At 67.5% G+C, this 18,527-nt stretch carries 17 protein-coding genes; 9 read left to right on the top strand and 8 right to left on the bottom strand.

From position 1 onward, the window contains the following. The first annotated feature begins 7 nt into the window (after positions 1–7). Complete coding sequence (locus tag AO501_RS18855; RefSeq protein WP_055579160.1) at positions 8–1,411, top strand: MFS transporter; 1,404 nt, start codon at positions 8–10, stop codon at positions 1,409–1,411. On the opposite strand, the gene AO501_RS18860 is transcribed toward AO501_RS18855, so the two are convergent. Continuing rightward, on the bottom strand, positions 1,400–2,983 hold the full coding sequence (locus tag AO501_RS18860; protein ID WP_055579161.1) for a glycosyltransferase family 39 protein: 1,584 nt from the start codon (positions 2,981–2,983) through the stop codon (positions 1,400–1,402). The genes AO501_RS18855 and AO501_RS18860 overlap by 12 nt on opposite strands. A gap of 122 nt (positions 2,984–3,105) precedes the next feature. On the opposite strand from AO501_RS18860, the gene AO501_RS18865 reads away from it, so the two are divergent. Next, entirely contained in the window at positions 3,106–3,546 is a 441-nt protein-coding gene (locus tag AO501_RS18865; protein ID WP_055579162.1) for a universal stress protein, read from the top strand. A gap of 9 nt (positions 3,547–3,555) precedes the next feature. On the opposite strand, the gene AO501_RS18870 is transcribed toward AO501_RS18865, so the two are convergent. After that, positions 3,556–4,239, bottom strand: a complete 684-nt coding sequence (locus AO501_RS18870; protein ID WP_055579182.1) for an MBL fold metallo-hydrolase — start codon at positions 4,237–4,239, stop codon at positions 3,556–3,558. A gap of 139 nt (positions 4,240–4,378) precedes the next feature. Between AO501_RS18870 and uvrA the strand changes: the two genes are divergently transcribed. The 3 genes from uvrA to AO501_RS37340 all read left to right on the top strand — a co-directional run bounded on the left by uvrA (position 4,379) and on the right by AO501_RS37340 (position 8,199). Continuing rightward, positions 4,379–7,285: an excinuclease ABC subunit UvrA gene (gene uvrA, locus AO501_RS18875; protein ID WP_055579163.1), complete on the top strand. Its 2,907-nt coding sequence runs from the start codon at positions 4,379–4,381 to the stop codon at positions 7,283–7,285. 197 nt (positions 7,286–7,482) lie between these two features. Next, positions 7,483–7,962, top strand: coding sequence for an LppA family lipoprotein (locus AO501_RS18880; protein ID WP_055579164.1), 480 nt, complete (start codon positions 7,483–7,485; stop codon positions 7,960–7,962). 12 nt (positions 7,963–7,974) lie between these two features. Then, positions 7,975–8,199, top strand: coding sequence for a hypothetical protein (locus AO501_RS37340; RefSeq protein ID WP_156452674.1), 225 nt, complete (start codon positions 7,975–7,977; stop codon positions 8,197–8,199). A gap of 1 nt (position 8,200) precedes the next feature. Here the strand turns inward: AO501_RS37340 and AO501_RS18885 are convergent, their stop codons facing one another. From AO501_RS18885 to lysX, 6 genes are read right to left on the bottom strand one after another with little or no spacing between them, the layout of a single operon-like run. Next, positions 8,201–9,082, bottom strand: a complete 882-nt coding sequence (locus tag AO501_RS18885) for a DMT family transporter (protein ID WP_197419891.1) — start codon at positions 9,080–9,082, stop codon at positions 8,201–8,203. Positions 9,083–9,116: 34 nt separating this feature from the next. After that, positions 9,117–10,286 (bottom strand): winged helix DNA-binding domain-containing protein, encoded by a 1,170-nt coding sequence (locus tag AO501_RS18890; protein ID WP_055579165.1) that lies wholly within the window; start codon positions 10,284–10,286, stop codon positions 9,117–9,119. An 8-nt stretch (positions 10,287–10,294) separates the two neighbouring features. Continuing rightward, positions 10,295–10,525: a hypothetical protein gene (locus AO501_RS18895; protein ID WP_055579166.1), complete on the bottom strand. Its 231-nt coding sequence runs from the start codon at positions 10,523–10,525 to the stop codon at positions 10,295–10,297. A 10-nt stretch (positions 10,526–10,535) separates the two neighbouring features. After that, entirely contained in the window at positions 10,536–10,973 is a 438-nt protein-coding gene (locus tag AO501_RS18900) for a DUF6653 family protein (RefSeq protein WP_331457935.1), read from the bottom strand. Between the two features lie 3 nt (positions 10,974–10,976). Continuing rightward, positions 10,977–12,485 (bottom strand): alpha/beta hydrolase, encoded by a 1,509-nt coding sequence (locus AO501_RS18905; protein WP_082658716.1) that lies wholly within the window; start codon positions 12,483–12,485, stop codon positions 10,977–10,979. A gap of 57 nt (positions 12,486–12,542) precedes the next feature. Then, positions 12,543–15,878, bottom strand: coding sequence for a bifunctional lysylphosphatidylglycerol synthetase/lysine--tRNA ligase LysX (lysX, locus tag AO501_RS18910; protein WP_055579167.1), 3,336 nt, complete (start codon positions 15,876–15,878; stop codon positions 12,543–12,545). 416 nt (positions 15,879–16,294) lie between these two features. On the opposite strand from lysX, the gene infC reads away from it, so the two are divergent. The 4 genes from infC (at position 16,295) to AO501_RS18930 (ending at position 18,444) form a co-directional block, all read left to right on the top strand. After that, positions 16,295–16,885: a translation initiation factor IF-3 gene (gene infC / locus AO501_RS18915; RefSeq protein WP_055579186.1), complete on the top strand. Its 591-nt coding sequence runs from the start codon at positions 16,295–16,297 to the stop codon at positions 16,883–16,885. A 56-nt stretch (positions 16,886–16,941) separates the two neighbouring features. Then, a complete protein-coding gene (gene rpmI, locus AO501_RS18920) occupies positions 16,942–17,136 on the top strand; it encodes a 50S ribosomal protein L35 (RefSeq protein ID WP_055579168.1) in 195 nt (64 codons plus the stop codon). A gap of 91 nt (positions 17,137–17,227) precedes the next feature. After that, a complete protein-coding gene (gene rplT, locus AO501_RS18925) occupies positions 17,228–17,617 on the top strand; it encodes a 50S ribosomal protein L20 (protein WP_055579169.1) in 390 nt (129 codons plus the stop codon). A 29-nt stretch (positions 17,618–17,646) separates the two neighbouring features. Then, positions 17,647–18,444, top strand: a complete 798-nt coding sequence (locus AO501_RS18930; protein ID WP_055579170.1) for a TrmH family RNA methyltransferase — start codon at positions 17,647–17,649, stop codon at positions 18,442–18,444. The last annotated feature ends 83 nt before the right edge of the window (positions 18,445–18,527 follow it).

Below are 18,527 nucleotides of genomic sequence, written 5' to 3' on the forward strand. Positions count from 1 at the left end.
TGGAGGAGTGACGGAGACGGTCAGCGAGACCGGCAGCTGGCGTGAGCTGCTCGGACAGCACCTGGGCACCTGCACCGTATTGGCCGGTGGCGTTGCGCTGTACGCCACCAACGAGTTCCTCACCGTCAGCATGCTGCCCAGCATCGTCGCCGATATCGGCGGTGACCGGCTGTTCTCCTGGGCGACGACGCTGTACCTGATCGGCTCGGTGGTCGCGGCCACCACCGTCAACCCGATGCTGCAGCGGGTCGGCGCCCGATCCTCCTATCTGATGGGGCTCACCGTGTTCGGGCTCGCCGGCCTGGTCTCGGCGCTGGCGCCGACCATGGAAGTGCTGGTGGCGGGGCGCATGCTGCAGGGTGTGGCCGGCGGCCTGTTGGCGGGTCTGGGATACGCGCTGATCAACACCGCGCTGCCGCGCCACCTGTGGACCCGTGGTTCGGCGCTGGTGTCGACGATGTGGGGTGTCGCCACGCTGATCGGGCCCACCGCGGGCGGCATATTCGCTCAGTTCGGTTGGTGGCGATGGGCTTTCGTCGCGATGGGCCTGGCGGCCGCGCTGATGGCCGTGCTGGTGTTGAAAGTCGTTACAGCACAGACTGATTCGCAAGAAGAGTCGCCCAACCGGGCGGTGCCCATTTGGTCGCTACTGCTGATGGGAGCCGCCGCGCTCGCCGTCAGCGTCGCGGCGCTTCCGCACTACCTCGTCCAGACGCTGGGGCTGCTGGCCGCCGCGGTGCTGCTGGTCGCCGTCTTTCTGTTCGTCGACTGGCGCATGCACGTTGCGGTGTTGCCGCGCAGCGTGTTCGGCCCCGGTCCGTTGAAATGGATCTATTTGACGATGGCCGTGCAGATGGTCGCCGCGATGGCCAACACCTACGTGCCGCTGTTCGGCCAGCAACTGGCTGACCTCAGCCCGGTGGAGGCGGGTTTTCTCGGCGCAGCACTGGCCACCGGGTGGACCATCGGAGAGATCGCCAGTGCGTCGCTGACCAACCGTCAGGTGATCGGTCATGTCGTCGCGGCCGCGCCCCTGGTGATGGCGGCGGGCCTGGCGCTGGGCGCGGCGACCCAGCGCCCGTACGCCCCGCTCGGGATTGTCGCGATCTGGGCGCTGGCTCTGCTGATCACCGGCGCAGGCATCGGGATGGCGTGGCCGCACCTCGCGGTGCGGGCGATGACGGCGGTCGACGACCCGGCCGAAAGCAGCGCCGCGGCCGCCGCGATCAACATCATCCAGCTGAGTTCCGGGGCCTTCGGCGCAGGTCTGGCCGGCGTGGTGGTCAACACCGCGCCGGGCGGTGAGGTGACCTCAGCGCGCTGGTTGTTCTCGGTGTTCACGGCGCTGGCCGCGCTCGGCTTCCTCGCGTCCTATCAGGCGACGCACCGGGACCGGCGCTCAGCGGGTTGACTTGACGACCTGGGAGTAGTGGAACTGCCACCGTTCCACGATGTGAAAGCCGAGATAGCTCGGGAACTGATACACCGGTGCCCGCCCGAATGCCGTGCCCGGCGGCAACGTCTGTCCGACTTGATGATCCGGCAGTGACTTGTCCCGGTTGGTGATCGTCCACAGCGCCGGGCATTTGTTGATCTTCGCCGTCGTCAGCCACACCGCGACGTGGCCGTCCCACAGCGCACCGACCTTGGGGCCGTAAAACCCCCGCTCGACGTCGATCAGCGGGTGGAATGCGGCGGGCCTGCTCGCCAGCAGGGCGCGGATGGGGCCGGGCCGCCATGGAACCGTGTTGTCCACCAGCAGGCAGTCACCCGGCGAGGCGTGGGCGCTGATCACATCGGCGACCTGGCTGTAGTCCCAGCCCTCCTTGGCGTATGGACCGCGCTGGGTGAAGTAGTAGTTGGGGAAGGCCGCGCCGGCCAGGACCACCACGAGCGCGACAACCTGCCAGCGCTTGCGGGCGATCGCGACGATGCAGACCGCGAGCACGACGGCCGCGGCGGGAGCGGTGAATATCAGGTAGCGCGGATAGTAAATCGGTTCGCCGACGGCTGAATAGATCAAGACGGTCGCGGTGGGAATCACTACCCACAGGGCGCTGACGAGCCGCAATCGGCCCGCGCCGTTCTCGGTCCGAGCCTTGCCGGCCAACCGCAACACGGCGGCGGCCAGCACCAGAACGCCGGCCAGAATCGCGAACGGGACGCTGTAGTCGAAGTACTGGCGGTGTACGACGTCCAGGAACAGGTTCCGGTTGAGCCCGTTGATCCACCCGACCTGCCACACCTGTTTGTGGGCAAACAGTATGAACGGCGTCATCGCGCCGAGAGCAACCCCCGACGCCACGCCTAGCCAGATGGCGGGCCACTTGCGCGGCCGGCCGGGCGCCACCGCCGTCGCTATGAGCGGCAGGACCGCGGCGTAGACCAGCACCAACAGCACCATGTTGACGTTGACCAGGATGGCCACCATCAACAACAGCGCGTAGGACACCCACAGCCGCGCGCGATTGTGCCGAGTCGCGGCGACCACCAGCACCGTCAGCCAGGCCGCCACCGCCACGACCAGCGCCGACGAGCGCGCCTCGATGCCCGCCCAGGTCACCCGCGGGAGGATGGCGAAGACGGCGCCCGCGCACAGGGCCGTCCCGCGCCCGGAGAACTGCTTGGCGAACACCACCACACCGGCGGCGGCGGCGCCCACGGCCAGCGCGCTGGGGAGCCGCGACCAGAACTCGGTCGGTGGAAAGACCGCGAACCAGCCGTGCATCAGCAGGTAGTAGAGGCCGTGCACGGCGTCGATGTGACCCAGCAGTTTCCACAGTTCCGGCAGCGTGCGACTTGCCGAAGCGGAGATGGTCGCGCCCTCGTCGAACCACAGCGACGGCCGGCCGGCCCAGGCCGCGCTGATGACGGCCGTCAGCGTCGCGACGACCCACGGGTCCAGGATGCGGCCCCGCGGATGTGCCGTGGCGGCCGGTTCGGCGTCGTCAGCCACGGGATTTTCGACGATTGACACAGACATGATTGTTTTCAACTTTATGTGTACGGCGGTCTGAACGTGACCCGCGCCGCAAACCTCTCCCGTCGACGTCCAGCAACGCGATAGGGTCTGGGGTTGGCGGAAACCGACACCTGGGAGGGTAAATGAGCGCCTATCAAACCGTGGTCGTAGGGACTGACGGCTCAGATTCGTCGATGCGCGCGGTAGACAGGGCAGCTGCGATCGCGGGGTCGGACGCCAAACTGATCATCGCGTCGGCATATCTGCCGCAGCACGAAGACGCTCGCGCCGTCGACGCCCTGAAGAGCGAGAGCTACAAGGTCACCGGCACCGGGCCGATCTACGAGATCCTGCACGACGCCAAGGAGCGGGCACACAACGCCGGCGCCAAGAACGTCGAGGAGCGGGCCATCGAGGGTGCCCCGGTGGACGCGCTGGTGCAGCTCGCCGAGTCGGAGAAGGCAGACCTGCTGGTGGTCGGCAACGTCGGTCTGAGCACGATCGCGGGCCGGCTGCTGGGTTCGGTCCCGGCCAACGTCTCCCGCAAGGCCAAGGTCGATGTGCTGATCGTGCACACCACCTGAGACCCTGGACTACCAGCCGCGCTCGCGCCACTCCTGAATGTGCGGGCGTTCGGCGCCCAGCACCGTGTCATCACCGTGGCCGGGATAGATCACGGTGGAGTCGTCGTACACGTCGAACACCCGGGTGGTGACGTCGTCGAGCAACTGCTCGAAGTCGCCGGGCTGCCAGGTCTTGCCGACGCCACCCGGGAACAGGCAGTCGCCGGTGAACAGGTGGGTCACCCCGCCGGTCGCGGACCCGTCCAGCGCCAGGGCGACCGAGCCCGGGGTGTGTCCGCGCAGGTGGATCACGTCGAACGTCAGCTCTCCGATCCGCACCGTGTCGCCGTTCGCCAGCAATCGATCCGGCCGGACCGGAAGGGGCTCCGCGTCGATCTCGTGGGCGGCGGTCGGCGCTCCGGTGGCCTCGGCCACGGCTTCCAGGGCCTGCCAGTGGTCGAAGTGTTGGTGGCTGGTCAGAATGAGCGATAGCGTCGGCGCGTACCGTCGAATCAGGTCGATCAGGACATCGGCGTCGTTCGCGGCGTCGATCAGCAGGGTTTCTCCGGTCGCGGAACAGGTGACCAGGTAAGCGTTGTTGTCCATCGGGCCGACCGAGGCCTTCACGATCGTCGCTCCGGGCAGCGTGCGTCGGGCCGCAGTGCCCGGTTCGACATGTCCGGTGTAATCGTCGCTGAGCTGGGAAGCGGTCATACCCATGCACGCTACTTGGATGGCTGGCCGGGTTGCTTGTCGGTGGGGACACCTAGCATGGAATGCGGCCTGCGCTCTGACTGTTCCGCTGTGATCGTTCAACGCCAGGGCCGTACGAGTTTGAGCTGAAAGGGGCAGCGTGGCTGACCGCCTCATCGTCAAGGGCGCGCGCGAACACAACCTGCGCGGTGTCGACCTTGATCTACCCCGGGACGCCCTGATCGTCTTCACCGGGTTGTCCGGCTCGGGCAAATCCTCGTTGGCGTTCGACACCATCTTCGCCGAGGGTCAGCGCCGCTACGTGGAGTCGCTGTCGGCCTACGCCCGGCAGTTCCTGGGCCAGATGGACAAGCCGGATGTCGACTTCATCGAGGGTCTTTCGCCGGCGGTGTCCATCGACCAGAAATCGACCAACCGCAACCCGCGCTCGACGGTCGGCACCATCACCGAGGTCTACGACTACCTCCGGTTGCTGTATGCCCGCGCCGGCACCCCGCACTGCCCGATCTGCGGTGAGCGCATCGCGCGTCAGACCCCACAGCAAATCGTCGACCAGGTGCTGGCGATGGAGGAAGGCATCCGGTTCCTGGTGCTCGCCCCAGTGGTGCGAACCAGGAAGGGAGAGTTCGCCGACCTCTTCGACAAGCTCAACGCGCAGGGGTACAGCCGGGTGCGGGTCGACGGGGTGGTCCACCCGCTGACCGACCCGCCGAAACTGAAAAAGCAGGAGAAGCACGACATCGAGGTGGTGGTGGACCGCCTCACGGTCAAGGCGAGCGCCAAGCAGCGGCTCACCGATTCGGTGGAGACCGCGCTGAACCTGGCCGACGGCATTGTGGTGCTGGAGTTTCCCGACGACCGCGACGAGCATGACCACCCCCGTGAGCAGCGCTTCTCCGAGAAGCTGGCCTGCCCGAACGGCCATGCCCTGGCCGTGGACGATCTGGAACCGCGGTCCTTCTCGTTCAACTCGCCCTACGGCGCCTGCCCCGAGTGCGTGGGTCTGGGCATCCGCAAGGAGGTCGACCCCGACCTGGTGGTGCCCGACCCCGATCTCACCTTGGCCGAGGGCGCGGTGGCGCCCTGGTCGTCCGGCCACACCGCCGAGTACTTCACCCGGATGATGGCCGGACTGGGTGACGCGCTCGGCTTCGACGTCAACACCCCGTGGCGCAAGCTGCCCGCCAAAGCCCGCAAGGCGATCCTGGAGGGTGCCGACCAGCAGGTGCACGTGCGGTACCGCAACCGCTACGGGCGCACCCGGTCCTATTACGCGGAGTTCGAGGGCGTGCTGGCGTTCCTGCAGCGCAAGATGTCCCAGACCGAGTCCGAGCAGATGAAGGAACGCTACGAGGGCTTCATGCGGGACATCCCGTGCCCGGTGTGCGACGGCACGCGGCTCAAGCCGGAGATTCTGGCGGTGATGCTGACCGCGGGGGAGTACGGCCCGAAGTCCATCGCCGAAGTCTGTGAGCTTTCGATCGCCGACTGCTCGGACTTCTTGAACGCGCTCACGCTGGGCACCCGGGAGGCGGCGATCGCCGGGCAGGTGCTCAAGGAGATCCAGTCCCGGTTGGGCTTTCTGCTCGACGTCGGGCTGGAGTACCTGTCGCTGTCGCGGGCGGCGGCCACCCTGTCCGGCGGTGAGGCACAGCGCATCCGGCTGGCCACCCAGATCGGCTCCGGGTTGGTCGGCGTGCTCTACGTCCTCGACGAGCCGTCCATCGGGCTGCATCAGCGCGACAACCGCCGGCTGATCGAAACCCTCACGCGGCTAAGGGATCTGGGTAACACCCTGATCGTCGTCGAGCACGACGAGGACACCATCGAGCATGCCGACTGGATCGTCGACATCGGGCCCAGAGCCGGTGAGCACGGCGGTCTGATCGTGCACAGCGGTCCGTACAGCGAGTTGCTGACGAACAAGGAATCGATCACCGGCGCTTATCTGTCCGGGCGGGAAACCATCGAGATGCCCGCGCTGCGGCGCCCCACCGACCGTAAGCGCCAGATCACCGTGGTGGGGGCACGCGAGCACAATCTGCGGGGCATCGACGTGTCCTTCCCGCTCGGGGTCCTGACATCGGTGACCGGTGTATCAGGCTCCGGCAAATCGACACTGGTGAACGACATCCTGGCCGCCGTGCTGGCCAACCGCCTCAACGGTGCGCGGCAGGTGCCCGGGCGGCACACCCGCGTCACCGGCCTGGACCACCTGGACAAGCTGGTCCGGGTCGACCAGTCGCCGATCGGCCGGACCCCGCGGTCCAACCCGGCCACCTACACCGGGGTGTTCGACAAGATCCGAACCCTGTTCGCCGCCACCACCGAAGCGAAAGTGCGCGGCTACCAACCGGGCCGGTTCTCGTTCAACGTCAAGGGCGGCCGCTGCGAGGCCTGTACCGGCGACGGCACCATCAAGATCGAGATGAACTTCCTGCCCGACGTGTATGTGCCGTGTGAGGTCTGCCAGGGCGCCCGCTACAACCGGGAAACCCTGGAGGTGCACTACAAAGGCAAAACCATCTCCGAGGTGCTCGACATGTCGATCGAGGAGGCTGCGGAGTTCTTCGAGCCGATCAGCGGTATCCACCGCTACCTGCGCACCCTGGTCGACGTCGGCTTGGGTTATGTACGACTCGGACAACCTGCGCCGACGCTGTCCGGCGGCGAGGCCCAGCGGGTGAAGTTGGCATCCGAGTTGCAGAAGCGCTCGACCGGACGGACGATCTACATCCTCGACGAGCCCACCACGGGCCTGCACTTCGACGACATCCGCAAGCTGCTGAAGGTCATCAACGGCCTCGTCGACAAGGGCAACACGGTGATCGTCATCGAACACAACCTGGACGTGATCAAGACCTCGGACTGGATCGTCGACATGGGACCCGAAGGCGGAGCCGGCGGCGGAACCGTTGTCGCCCAAGGCACTCCGGAGGACGTGGCCGCGGTGCCGGAAAGCTACACCGGGAAGTTCCTGGCCGAAGTGGTGGCGCCGCCGGCCGCCCGGCGCACCGGCACCAAACGACGCAAAGTCAGCGCCTAATACCCTGGCGCTGCACCGGCAAAACAACCTGCCGCGGACCACGGGCTACAACATCGCCGTCGTGGCCGACCTGAGCCATCGGGCGATCCCAGGAAGCTGATATGACCCGTCACAGGACGATGCGCGCCGCCAGGGGCGGCAGCACGATTATCCGGGTAGTGAGCTTCGCTGCTGTTGTTGCGGTGACAGGATGTCACGTGGACAGACCGTACGAACCGACCCCGCCCGCGGAGGCGACGCAGGCCCTCCAGCAACTCAAAGCTTTGCCCTCACTCGAGGACACCACGGCTCAGGTGCAGGCCGCGATGGACGAAATCACCGCAGCCGCAAGCAGATTGATTCCCGAAATGAAGTGGGAGACGCTGCACGAGGGGACCACCGGAAATTGTGAGCGACCCTACGAACATACGGATGGACAGCGATACTTCCTGCCGGATCGTGTCGCAGAGAACGTCGCGGTGTCGGAGCAGGCCTGGACGGCGATAGTCCAGGCGGCGAAGGAGTCGGCGGCGAAGATCGGCGCCACCGACGTTCAGGTCATGAGAAACCAGGCGGGAGATCACGATGTCTGGTTCTCCGGACCGACCGGCGTCTTCATCAAGATCGGTTACGCCGGCAACCTGGGGGTCGCGGGCTACACCGGTTGCCGGTTACCGCGGGACAAGAAGACGGGCTGATCGTGGCCGGACGTGACGGGTTCGAGGAACTCGGCCTCAAGGTGCAGCGCGCCCAGTCGGCGCCGGAGCAAGGTCCGCGGCGTCGGTGCGGCCGACGGCATACGAGTGGTGGTCGATGCCGAGAACCGGTTGCTGACGGTGCCCGACGAAGCCGCCATCCTGGCCGCCTACAACGCCGCCGTGGACGACGATGCGTACTTCGAAGAACGGCATCGCCGGGGCTGGCGCGATCGCTGAGTCAGCGTCGTAGCGCTGCTGCCGCCTCCTGCGTCTGGGCGCCCTCGCCGCGGGCCAGTGCGATCGTGGCCGCCAGCATGGCCGCGATCGCCACCGGCAGCGCGACCGCTCCGACACCATGCGCCGTCAGATGCTCACCGAGCACTACGACGCCCAGCATCACCGCGACCACCGGCTCGCCGACCAGCATGATGGGGACCGACGCCTGCAACGCCCCGGCGTGAAAGGCCCACTGCTGCAGCACTGTCGCCACGACCGCCAGGACTACCAGCACGTACGGCGCCGGCGAGGTGAAAAGGGCGTGCCACCCGCCGACCGCATAGCGGTGCGTGCACGTCTTGGTGAGCACGGCGATCATTCCGAGCAGCAGGGCCACCGCCACGCCCAGCCACGAGGCGCGGACTCGGCCGTCGGTCCGACGGGCGGCCAGCACCGCCACGAGCACCGGCACTGCCGCCCCGACAGCCAGCGTCCAGGCCGGCGTCGGCGGGTGATAGTTTCCTTCCCGCGGCCGCCCCACCAGCACGAACACGGCGAGGGAGGCGGTCAGCAACGACGCCCAGGCCCATTCGGAGCCGGGCACGCGGTGCCCCAGTCGAACCGCACTGAGCGGCAGGACGAACAGCAACGAGGAGACCAGCATCGGTTGCACCAGCAGCAGCGATCCGTGCGCGAGGGCCATGGCTTGAAACGCGTATCCGGCAGTGGCGGCGGCCGTGCCCGCCCACCACAACCGGTCTCGGAGGACGGCAACGGCGCCGGGTCCGCCGTCGAGCGCGGGATTCTGCAGGGCGGCCTGCCGGACGACGATGCCCACCGCCGCGACAAACGATGCCAGCAACGCCGAGCCGATCGCGACCGCATGCGACATCAGCCAGTCCATGGTGCTCGCATACCCGGTGTCCCGTCCTTCGATGTCACCGCTGCGGAACCGACTTCGACAACGGGGAGGGGAAACGCGCGTTGATCCGGACCCCGTCCAGCCAGTCGGTGAGTTGATCGGCCCGCTGCTGTAGAGATCGCCGCGCCTCGGCGCCGGGATCTTCCAGCAACTGCAGGTGGACGCGCGCCCGGTCGTCCTGGCACCAGCCGCCGACTACCCGCCCGTTCCACCATGCGGTGGGCCCGGCGTTGCCGTTGCTGTCGAAGACCTGACCGCGATGGTCACCTAAATACCAGTCCCGCTCCGACCAGCCCATCGTGGTGCAGTCCAGACCCGGGAGCAGCGCGCTCCACGGGGGCACCTCGGGCTCGACCGCCAAGTCGTTGGCCAAGGCGTATCCGGCGCCGCCATGCAGGTCCACCTCGACGGCGCCGATGGTGGCCAGCGCTGCCCGCACCGCCGTCAGCGTGGTGCCGAACCACCACTTGATGTCGGTGACGGTCGCCGGACCGAATGTCTGCAGCCACCGGCGGATCAACTCGGCCCGCGCAGCGGCCTCGGGTAGGGGTGTGCCGTGCTCGGTCAGCCAATTTCTGGCGGCGCTCCACCGGGGGCGCGACGCGGTCCAGCCCCCGTCGTTGGGGCCACGCACGATGTCCCCGCGCGCCGACAGCACCGTCAACACCCGCGGGGCTACCGGAACTGAACCGCCCCAACGCTTTCCGGGTGCCGGATCGTAGCTGCCGGCCAGCTCCGGCAGCGCGGCCCGCAGTTCGGTGCTGCTGGCCGGCCCGTGCTCGGACAAGTGACGCAGCACCGCGGCGCACGCCTGATCGAGCCAACCGTCGCCGTCGGTGGTCACTTCGGCCTTGTGCAGGTCGGCGACCAGTCGGCGGCGCTCGTTGTCGGCAACCTGGCCGCTGGCCGCCGCCTGGACCAGCGCCACGTCGTCGGAGTTCACCACCCACAGCGTCCTACGCATCGCCAGATGCTTGAGCGCAGAACGCTTTTCGTATAACACGCGATCGAGGTCGGTGGTGGAGAAGCCGCGGCAGCGCGCCCACAGCGACAGGTACGGGGTGGCGGGATCGGTGGCGTGCAGTCCGATCAGCCCGGCGGTGACGCGGGACACCGAACCGGTGCCGGACAGAAAGTGTCTGCGCGCCAACCGGTTCCGGCGCTCCGCGATGCTGAATTTACGCATACGCCGTGTCAGTCATCGGTGCGCATGGATTCCCTGATCTTGGCCAGGCGCTCCGCGGCCGCCCGTTGGCGCTCCTCGTACTGCTCCTCCAGGGATCTGCCTTCGGCGGTTTCGGCCGCGAGTTCCTCGGCGCCCTGGGCGGCCCCGAAGCGCGTCTCGATCTTCTCGCGCACCGAGTCGAACGTCGGCACGCCAGAGTCGTCGTATCCGGGGTCGGGGGGAGACGGTTGGTCCGGCATGTTCGACACGTTACTGGTCACCGGCGCCGGGACCGCCCTGCCGCGCGAGGTAACGCACCATCTGCTGCCAGTAGAGCATCGTCAGTGCCATCTGCACCGCCACGGCGATCACCGCGGGACGCACTTGACGCCGGCGCGCGGCGACCACCCCGACCGCTGCCGCCGCCGAGGTCGCGACGCTCACCACCATGGCGCTGTCGCGGGGGCGGCGGCTGATCCACAGTTCCTCACCCAGCATCGCCCGAGTGGCCCAGGCGCGGTGGTGTTGCGGCTTGCCGAACACAAACGGGTTGATCGCCAGCCACGCGGCGAGCAGCAACGCGTGGCTCCGTCGCCGGGTCCAGACCGGAACCAGAATCAGAGGTGTGCCGGCCCAGCGGGTCCAGGCGCTCCACGGGTGGCAGTGCCGTGCGAAGATGGCGCGCCGGATGCGGGCGACTCGGGACACCGGTTACCGTCCGGCCGCGACCACTTGCGCATTGGACGGTCCGGCCGGGGGCGGGGGAGTGTCGTTGCCCGGCAACGGAATCCGTGGCACCCCCGGGGTGCCCAGGCGCCCAGCCAGCCATGGCAGCGCCGCGGCGAAGGCCTGATCCGCGAATGGCCAGTCATGCTTGCCCGGTTGCGCGATCACCGCGCAGTCGATGTCGTAGGAGCGACCGAGCGCACACAACGCGTTGGCGGCCGCGGTCTGGTTGCTGGGGTTGGCCGCGGCGTCACGACCGGCCTGCCGCATGGCCGGTGTATCGGCGATCGGCAGTTCGCGGTGCGCGGGAATCGCGAACCATCCCGCAACCCCGCTGTACGGGCCATGCCGGGTGATCACGGTGGTCGGGTCGAATGCCGCCCAAGCCTCGGCGTTGCCACCGAACAGCCGGGATATCGTCTCTTCCTTGTTCCCCGCATTGGGATAGAGGTCGCCTGCCACGTCGACGAACGAACTGAACATGCCGGGATGCATGACGGTCAGATCCACCGCGCAGGTCCCACCCATCGACCAGCCCACGATGCCCCAGTTGGGTTGTTCGGGGCTGGAGCCGAATTTTGAAACCATAAAGGGCACAACATCTTTCGTCAGATGGTCGGCGGCGTTGCCGCGTCGCCCGTTGACGCACTCGGTGTCGTTGTTGAAAGCGCCGCCGGAGTCCACGAACACCAGCACCGGAGCATTGCCGTCGTGCGCCGCCGCGAAGGCGTCGGCGGTTCGCACCGCATTGCCGGCCCGTACCCAATCGGCGGGGGTGTTGAACTGGCCGCCGATCATCATCACTGTCGGCAGCCGCGGCGGGGGATTCGTCGCGAACCAAGCCGGCGGCAGGTACACCAACTCACCGCGATGCTTGAAGTGCGACGCATCGGAAGGGATGACGACGGGCACCACGCTGCCGTGGGCGGGGCGAAGGCCCTTGCCCATCATCGCGGCGACGGTGACCGGATCGGTCTGGTCGGGCAGTGGGCCGGACGTGAGCTGACCCCACGCGGCCTGCACCGTGGGGAAGTAGCCGACCCACATGTTGAGCGTCAGCGCCGTACTGAACAGGGACAGCGGCACGGCCAGCAGCGCCACGCCACGCCGCCACCAGTGCGCGCTGCGCCACCCGAGCACCAGCACCGTCACGGCCATTCCGGCCAACCCGGCCCACACCCACAGCGCGCCCGGGGCCGGTTCGGTGGAGAGCCGGCTGACATACACGCGCGTCCCGTACGCCGCCCCCGCGCCCGCCACCGTCGCCAGCGGCAGCCAGCGCAGCCGCCACACCCGCGTCCGCCAGCCGATCGCCACCAACAGCGCCACGCCGGTCACGACCTGAACGGTGATCGGCACCCAGCCGTGCATCAGGGAGGTGTGACTGAAGGCCTGCGTCGAGAACCCGTCAGCCGACGCAGCGTGCGCCAATTCATGAGGCGTCGACGCGGTCACAGGTTCATTGTTGTTCGCCGGGATCCCATCCGGGAACATGTTTCCGCACTATTTCCTGTGAGTTAACTGAGCCCGGGCGGGTCAGCTAAGCCGGAGCTAGCGCGGCTTGGCGAGCGGGAACGGCAGGGTCTCGCGGATGCTGCGCCCGGTGATCAGCATGACCACCCTGTCGACGCCCATTCCGAGGCCTCCGGTGGGGGGCATCGCGTACTCCATCGCCTGCAGGAAGTCCTCGTCGAGCTCCATCGCCTCCGGATCGCCGCCGGCGGCCAGCAGCGACTGCTCCTCGAGGCGGCGCCGTTGCTCGACGGGGTCGGTGAGCTCGCTGTAGGCGGTGCCCAGCTCGACGCCCCACGCCACCAGGTCCCAGCGTTCGGCCACCCCGCGCTTGCTGCGATGTGGCCTGGTCAGCGGTGATACCGAGGTCGGAAAGTCGATGTAGAACGTCGGGTGCTCGGTGCGGTCCTCGACGAGGTGTTCGTAGAGTTCCAGCACGACCGCGCCGGCGTCCCAGTACCCGCGGTAGGGGATGCGCGCCGCGTCGCACAGCTTGCGCAGGGTCTTCAGGGTGGTGTCGGCATCGATGTGCTCACCGAGGGCCTCGGACACCGCGTCATGCACGGTCTTCACCGGCCACACCCCGGAGATGTCGACCGGCTCGAGCCTGGCCCCGTAGCTAATCGAATCATCCTGAGTTCTGGGGCGTAGCGCGATCTGGGCGCCGTTGGCGGCCTGGGCCGCGTTCTGGATCAGTTCGCGGCAGCCGTCGATCCACACCGTGTAGTCGGCGTGCGCCTGGTAGGCCTCCAGCAGCGTGAACTCGGGATTGTGGCTGAAGTCGACGCCCTCGTTACGGAAGGCGCGGCCGAGTTCGAAGACCCGCTCCACGCCGCCGACGCACAGGCGCTTGAGGTACAACTCCGGCGCGATTCGAAGGAAGAGGTCCATCGCGTAGGCGTTGATGTGGGTCACGAACGGACGGGCGGTGGCACCGCCATGCACCTGCTGGAGCATGGGCGTCTCGACCTCGATGAAGCCCTTGGCGAACAGGGTCTCGCGGATGGACCTCAGGGCACTGCTGCGCGCCGTGATCAGGTGGCGCGATTCGGCGTTGACGGCCAAATCGACGTACCGGGTCCGTACCCGGGCTTCCGGGTCGGTGAGTCCCTTCCACTTGTCCGGCAGCGGCCGCAGGCATTTGCCGGTCAGCCGCCAGTGCGTGACGATCAGCGACCGGGTCCCTTTATCGCTGAACCCCATCCGCCCGGTGGCTTCCACCAGGTCGCCCAGGTCGATCGCCGCGTTGAAGTCGGCCGCCCGGCCCTGCTCCAGGCGCGAATTGTCCAGCAGCAGCTGCATCTCGCCCGACCAGTCGCGCAGGTGCGCGAACAGCACCCCGCCGTAGTTGCGCACCCGGAGGATACGTCCGGCCACCGAGACCGAAGCCCCGTCTTCGGCGGCGAGCGCCTGTGCGACGGTGTGACTGGGCGGCTCGCCCACCGGGTACGCCTCGATGCCGCTGTCCTGCAGCTTCTTCAGCTTGGCCAGCCGGACCCGCACCTGTTCGGGCTGGCGGCGCCGCATGTCATCGCTCCCCGGCAGGTCTGCCACCTGTAGTCCGCTGACGTCAGGTGCCGTTCCGTCGGGGTGCAACAGCCCGCTGTCCACCAACTGCTGCGGTACGGCCGGGTGGTGGCCGGTGTGCACTTTGTCGCGCCGGGTGAAGGGCAACGTCAGGAAGCCCTCGGCGAACGCCGACGCGACGCCGACCTTGGGTATCAATCGAGCGTCGTCGTAGCAGGCAAAACGTGGCACCCACTCGGGCTGGTACTTCATGTTCGAGCGGTACAGGGTTTCGATCTGCCACCAGCGCGAAAAGAAGATCAACAGTCCTCGCCACAGCCGTGCAATCGGGCCCGCTCCCAATTGTTCGCCCTGCTCGAACGCTGAGCGAAACATCGCGAAGTTCAGCGAAATCCGGTTGATCCCGAGGCTCTCGGCGTGCAGCGCAAGCTCGCTGACCATCAGTTCGATGGTGCCGTTGGGGGATTCCCGGGAGCGGCGCATCACGTCCAGTGAGGCGCCCGTATTACCCCACGGAACCAATGACAGCATCGCCACCACCTGGTTGGCCGGGCCGATCGCCTCCACCAAGAGGCAGTCACCGTCAGCCGGATCTCCCAGCCGGCCCAGCGCCATGGAGAAGCCCCGCTCGGTTTCGGTGTCACGCCAGGAGTCCGCGCGCTCGACGGTCTGCGCCATCTCGTCCCGGGGAATGTCGCGGTGCCGGCGGATGCGCACCGTCAGCCCGGCCCGGCGAGCGCGTGTCACCGCTTGGCGCACCCCGCGCATCTCCGGGCCGGACAACTTGAATTCGGCCGGCCGCAGAATCGCCTCGTCGCCGAGCACCAGGGCGTTGAGGCCGGCTTCCCGATATACCTGGGCGCCTTCGGAACTGGCGCCCATGACCCCCGGCGACCAGCCGTAGGTCTGGCAGAGTTCCATCCAGGCCGCGACGGCCTGCGACCACGCCCGCGGGTCGCCGATCGGGTCGCCACTGGCCAGGCAGACCCCGAGTTCGACCCGGTAGGCGATCGCGGCGCGACCGCTGGGGGCGAAGATCACCGACTTGTCGCGGCGGGTGGCGAAGTAGGCCAGCGAATCGTTCTTCCCCCAGAGTTCGACGAGCCCGCGGATGGCGGACTCGTCCTCACCAGTCAGCGCGTTGTCGGCGCGCTGCGACAGAAACAGCACGACGGTGGCGGCGATCAGTGCAAACGCGCCGAACAACCCGAAGATCGCGTTGAGGAAGACGTGCGGCCGGCCGGTGAACAGGTCTGGATCGGCGAATCCGAAGCCGACGACGCGGTTTGCCACGTACGGCAACCGGTCGGGCGCCGCCAGCGTCCCGGGAAACATCTCGACCAGTCCCCAGGACGCCAGGATCCCGATGGCGCCCCCGACCAGCAACACGCCCGCCGCGCGGAACAGCGCGCCACGGCGGACCTTGGCCCAGAACTCCCGATAGCCCAGGACCAGTAGCACGATGGTCACGACATGGAAGGCAAACCCGAGGTTCTCGCCGAATGCCTCGGCGGGGGTGTTTCCGCCGGCAGCGATGTCGGCCGCGTTGATCCCCGCGGCCACCACCATGTTGCCCAGCAACACCCACCAGGCGATGCGTTTGCGAGCCGCCAGCGCCGCCGCCAGCAAGGCCAGCACGAACGACCAGGCGAAGCTGGTGTCGGGAAAGTTGAACAGGTAGCTGTTGATGAATTCCCGCGGCTCGTGGATCAGCCACCGGATCAGCGGGGACAGGCTGGCGAGCAGCGACACGGTCGCGATGACGCCGACGGTCCACCCGGCTACCGCTGGTAGCCAGTGATACCGGGAAGTCGGCCGGCGCGTCGGGCGCGGCTTAGTGAGTGTCACAGACCGCGAGGATATTCGCTTATGCTGGGAAATTCCCGGCGATAGTGCCGACTTGCCAAGACTGGCTTGATAAATGGACGTCGGTTGTCCGCGCTCGGCGCTTTGACGGACTGATCCGTTATGCCTGCTAGACTGATCGCTGCGACCATCCCGGCGTCAGGCCAGGGACAGTGAAGAGGAGTCCCACTCCCACCGGCTGCCACGAGATTTCTCAAGGCAATCCGGTCCGGTCACAGGCATCGTGAAGATGCCTGTTCTGTGCATTGCGCAGGCGGTTTGACCAGTTCAAGCCGTTGATCGGTCGGCAATGGGCCCTGCATCCGCAGGGCTCTTTTGCTGATGGTTGGTGTGCCTCCACCACTGTTTCCGGCCCCGTCCACGGCCGCACTGAAACAGAAGCCAACGAGGGAGGCCCCATCAGCACTGAGACCCGCGTCAACGAGCGCATTCGCGTGCCTGAAGTTCGATTGATCGGCCCGGGGGGAGAGCAGGTAGGCATCGTGCGTATCGAAGACGCACTCCGCGTCGCCGCGGACGCCGATCTCGACCTTGTCGAAGTAGCCCCCAATGCCCGGCCGCCGGTCTGCAAGATCATGGACTACGGCAAGTACAAGTACGAGGCGGCGCAGAAGGCGCGCGAATCCCGCAAGAATCAGCAGCAGACCGTCGTCAAGGAACAGAAGCTGCGGCCCAAGATCGACGACCACGACTACGAGACCAAAAAGGGCCACGTGGTCCGCTTCCTCGAAGCGGGGTCGAAGGTCAAGGTCACCATCATGTTCCGCGGCCGCGAGCAGTCACGGCCGGAGCTGGGCTACCGGCTGCTCCAGCGGCTGGGCGCCGACGTCGCCGAATACGGATTCGTCGAAACGTCGGCCAAGCAGGACGGCCGCAATATGACGATGGTGCTGGCACCGCACCGTGGCGCGAAAACCCGTGCCAGGGCGCAAAATCCGGGAAGTGCGACGGGACCGGCCGATGCTGCCGGCGACGCACAACCGTCCTAATAACAGCTCGCAGCACCACCAGAACAGCTCACGAGAACCAGGAAAACCGAGGAAACATGCCAAAGGCCAAGACCCACAGCGGGGCTTCGAAGCGGTTCCGGCGCACCGGCACCGGCAAGATCGTCCGGCAGAAAGCCAACCGCCGGCATCTGCTCGAGCACAAGGCGACCAAGCGCACCCGTCGGCTCGACGGTCGCACGGTGGTGTCGGCCAACGACACCAAGCGGGTCAACTCGCTGCTCAACGGCTAGCACCGCGCCGAATCCCCCCAACGAAACCCCCTATCGACAGCGGGCTTCTCGGCAGCCCCCGACCGATCTTGAACGAGAGTAGGAACACCCCATGGCACGCGTGAAGCGGGCGGTCAACGCCCACAAGAAGCGGCGCAGCGTCCTGAAAGCTTCGAAGGGTTATCGCGGTCAGCGATCCCGGCTCTACCGCAAAGCCAAAGAGCAGCAACTGCATTCGCTCAACTACGCCTACCGTGACCGCCGCGCCCGCAAGGGAGAGTTCCGCAAGTTGTGGATCTCGCGGATCAACGCCGCCGCGCGTGCCAACGACATCACCTACAACCGGCTGATCCAGGGCCTCAAGGCTGCCGGCGTCGAGGTGGACCGTAAAAACCTGGCCGACATCGCGATCACCGATGCGGCCGCGTTCACCGCGCTGGTTGAGGTTGCCCGGGCCGCGCTGCCCGAGGACGTCAACGCGCCCTCCGGAGAGGCTGCCTGACAGCGGCCTGACCGGCCCGGTTTCAGACCATGAGGTCCGCGCTGACCGAACGTTCGGCTCGGGTGGCCGCCGCGGTCAAGCTGCACCGTCATGTCGGTCGGCGCCGCGCGGGCCTGTTTCTCGCCGAGGGGCCCAACCTCGTCGAGGCGGCCTTGCGGCGTGGGCTGGTCCGGGACCTTTACGTCACCGAGGACGCCGCGCGCCGGCATGACGCGTTGCTCGCCGGGCATGCACCGGTGCACGTGGTGACGGAACGAGCCGCAAAGGCGTTGTCGGACACGGTGACTCCGAGCGGTCTGATCGCCGTCTGTCAGATACCGGCGACAAGCCTCGACGACGTGCTGGCCGGATCGCCGGGGCTGATCACGGTTGCGGTGGACATCAGCGAGCCGGGCAACGCCGGCACGCTCATCCGCATCGCCGACGCCATGGGCGCGGCAGCGGTGATCTTGGCCGGGCACAGCGTCGACCCCTTCAACGGCAAGTGCCTGCGCGCCTCGACCGGCAGCATCTTCTCCATCCCCGTGGTCGTCGCGCCCGACGCTCTGCAGGTGCTCACCCTGCTGCGTACCGCCGGCCTGCAGGTACTGGCCACCGCGGTGGACGGCGAGATCTCCCTCGACGATGCCGACCCGATGCTGGCGCGGCCCACGGCGTGGTTGTTCGGGCCCGAAGCGCAGGGGCTCCCGGGTGAGGTTGCCGCACAGGCCGACCGCCGGTTGCGTATCCCTATGGCGGGGGGCGCGGAGAGTCTGAATGTTGCTGCGGCCGCGGCCATTTGCATGTACCAGAGTGCCCGGGCGCTCAAAGTCGGTCAGCGAACCTGATCTGTCAGTCGGCGGCGTCGGATTGCCGGGACCGTCCAAATAGCGAAGACATCCGAAATTCGTCGGTGACAGTAGTGAAGTCC

Origin of the sequence: Mycobacterium gordonae, assembly GCF_001417955.2 — a bacterium.
GTDB lineage: Bacteria > Actinomycetota > Actinomycetes > Mycobacteriales > Mycobacteriaceae > Mycobacterium > Mycobacterium gordonae_B.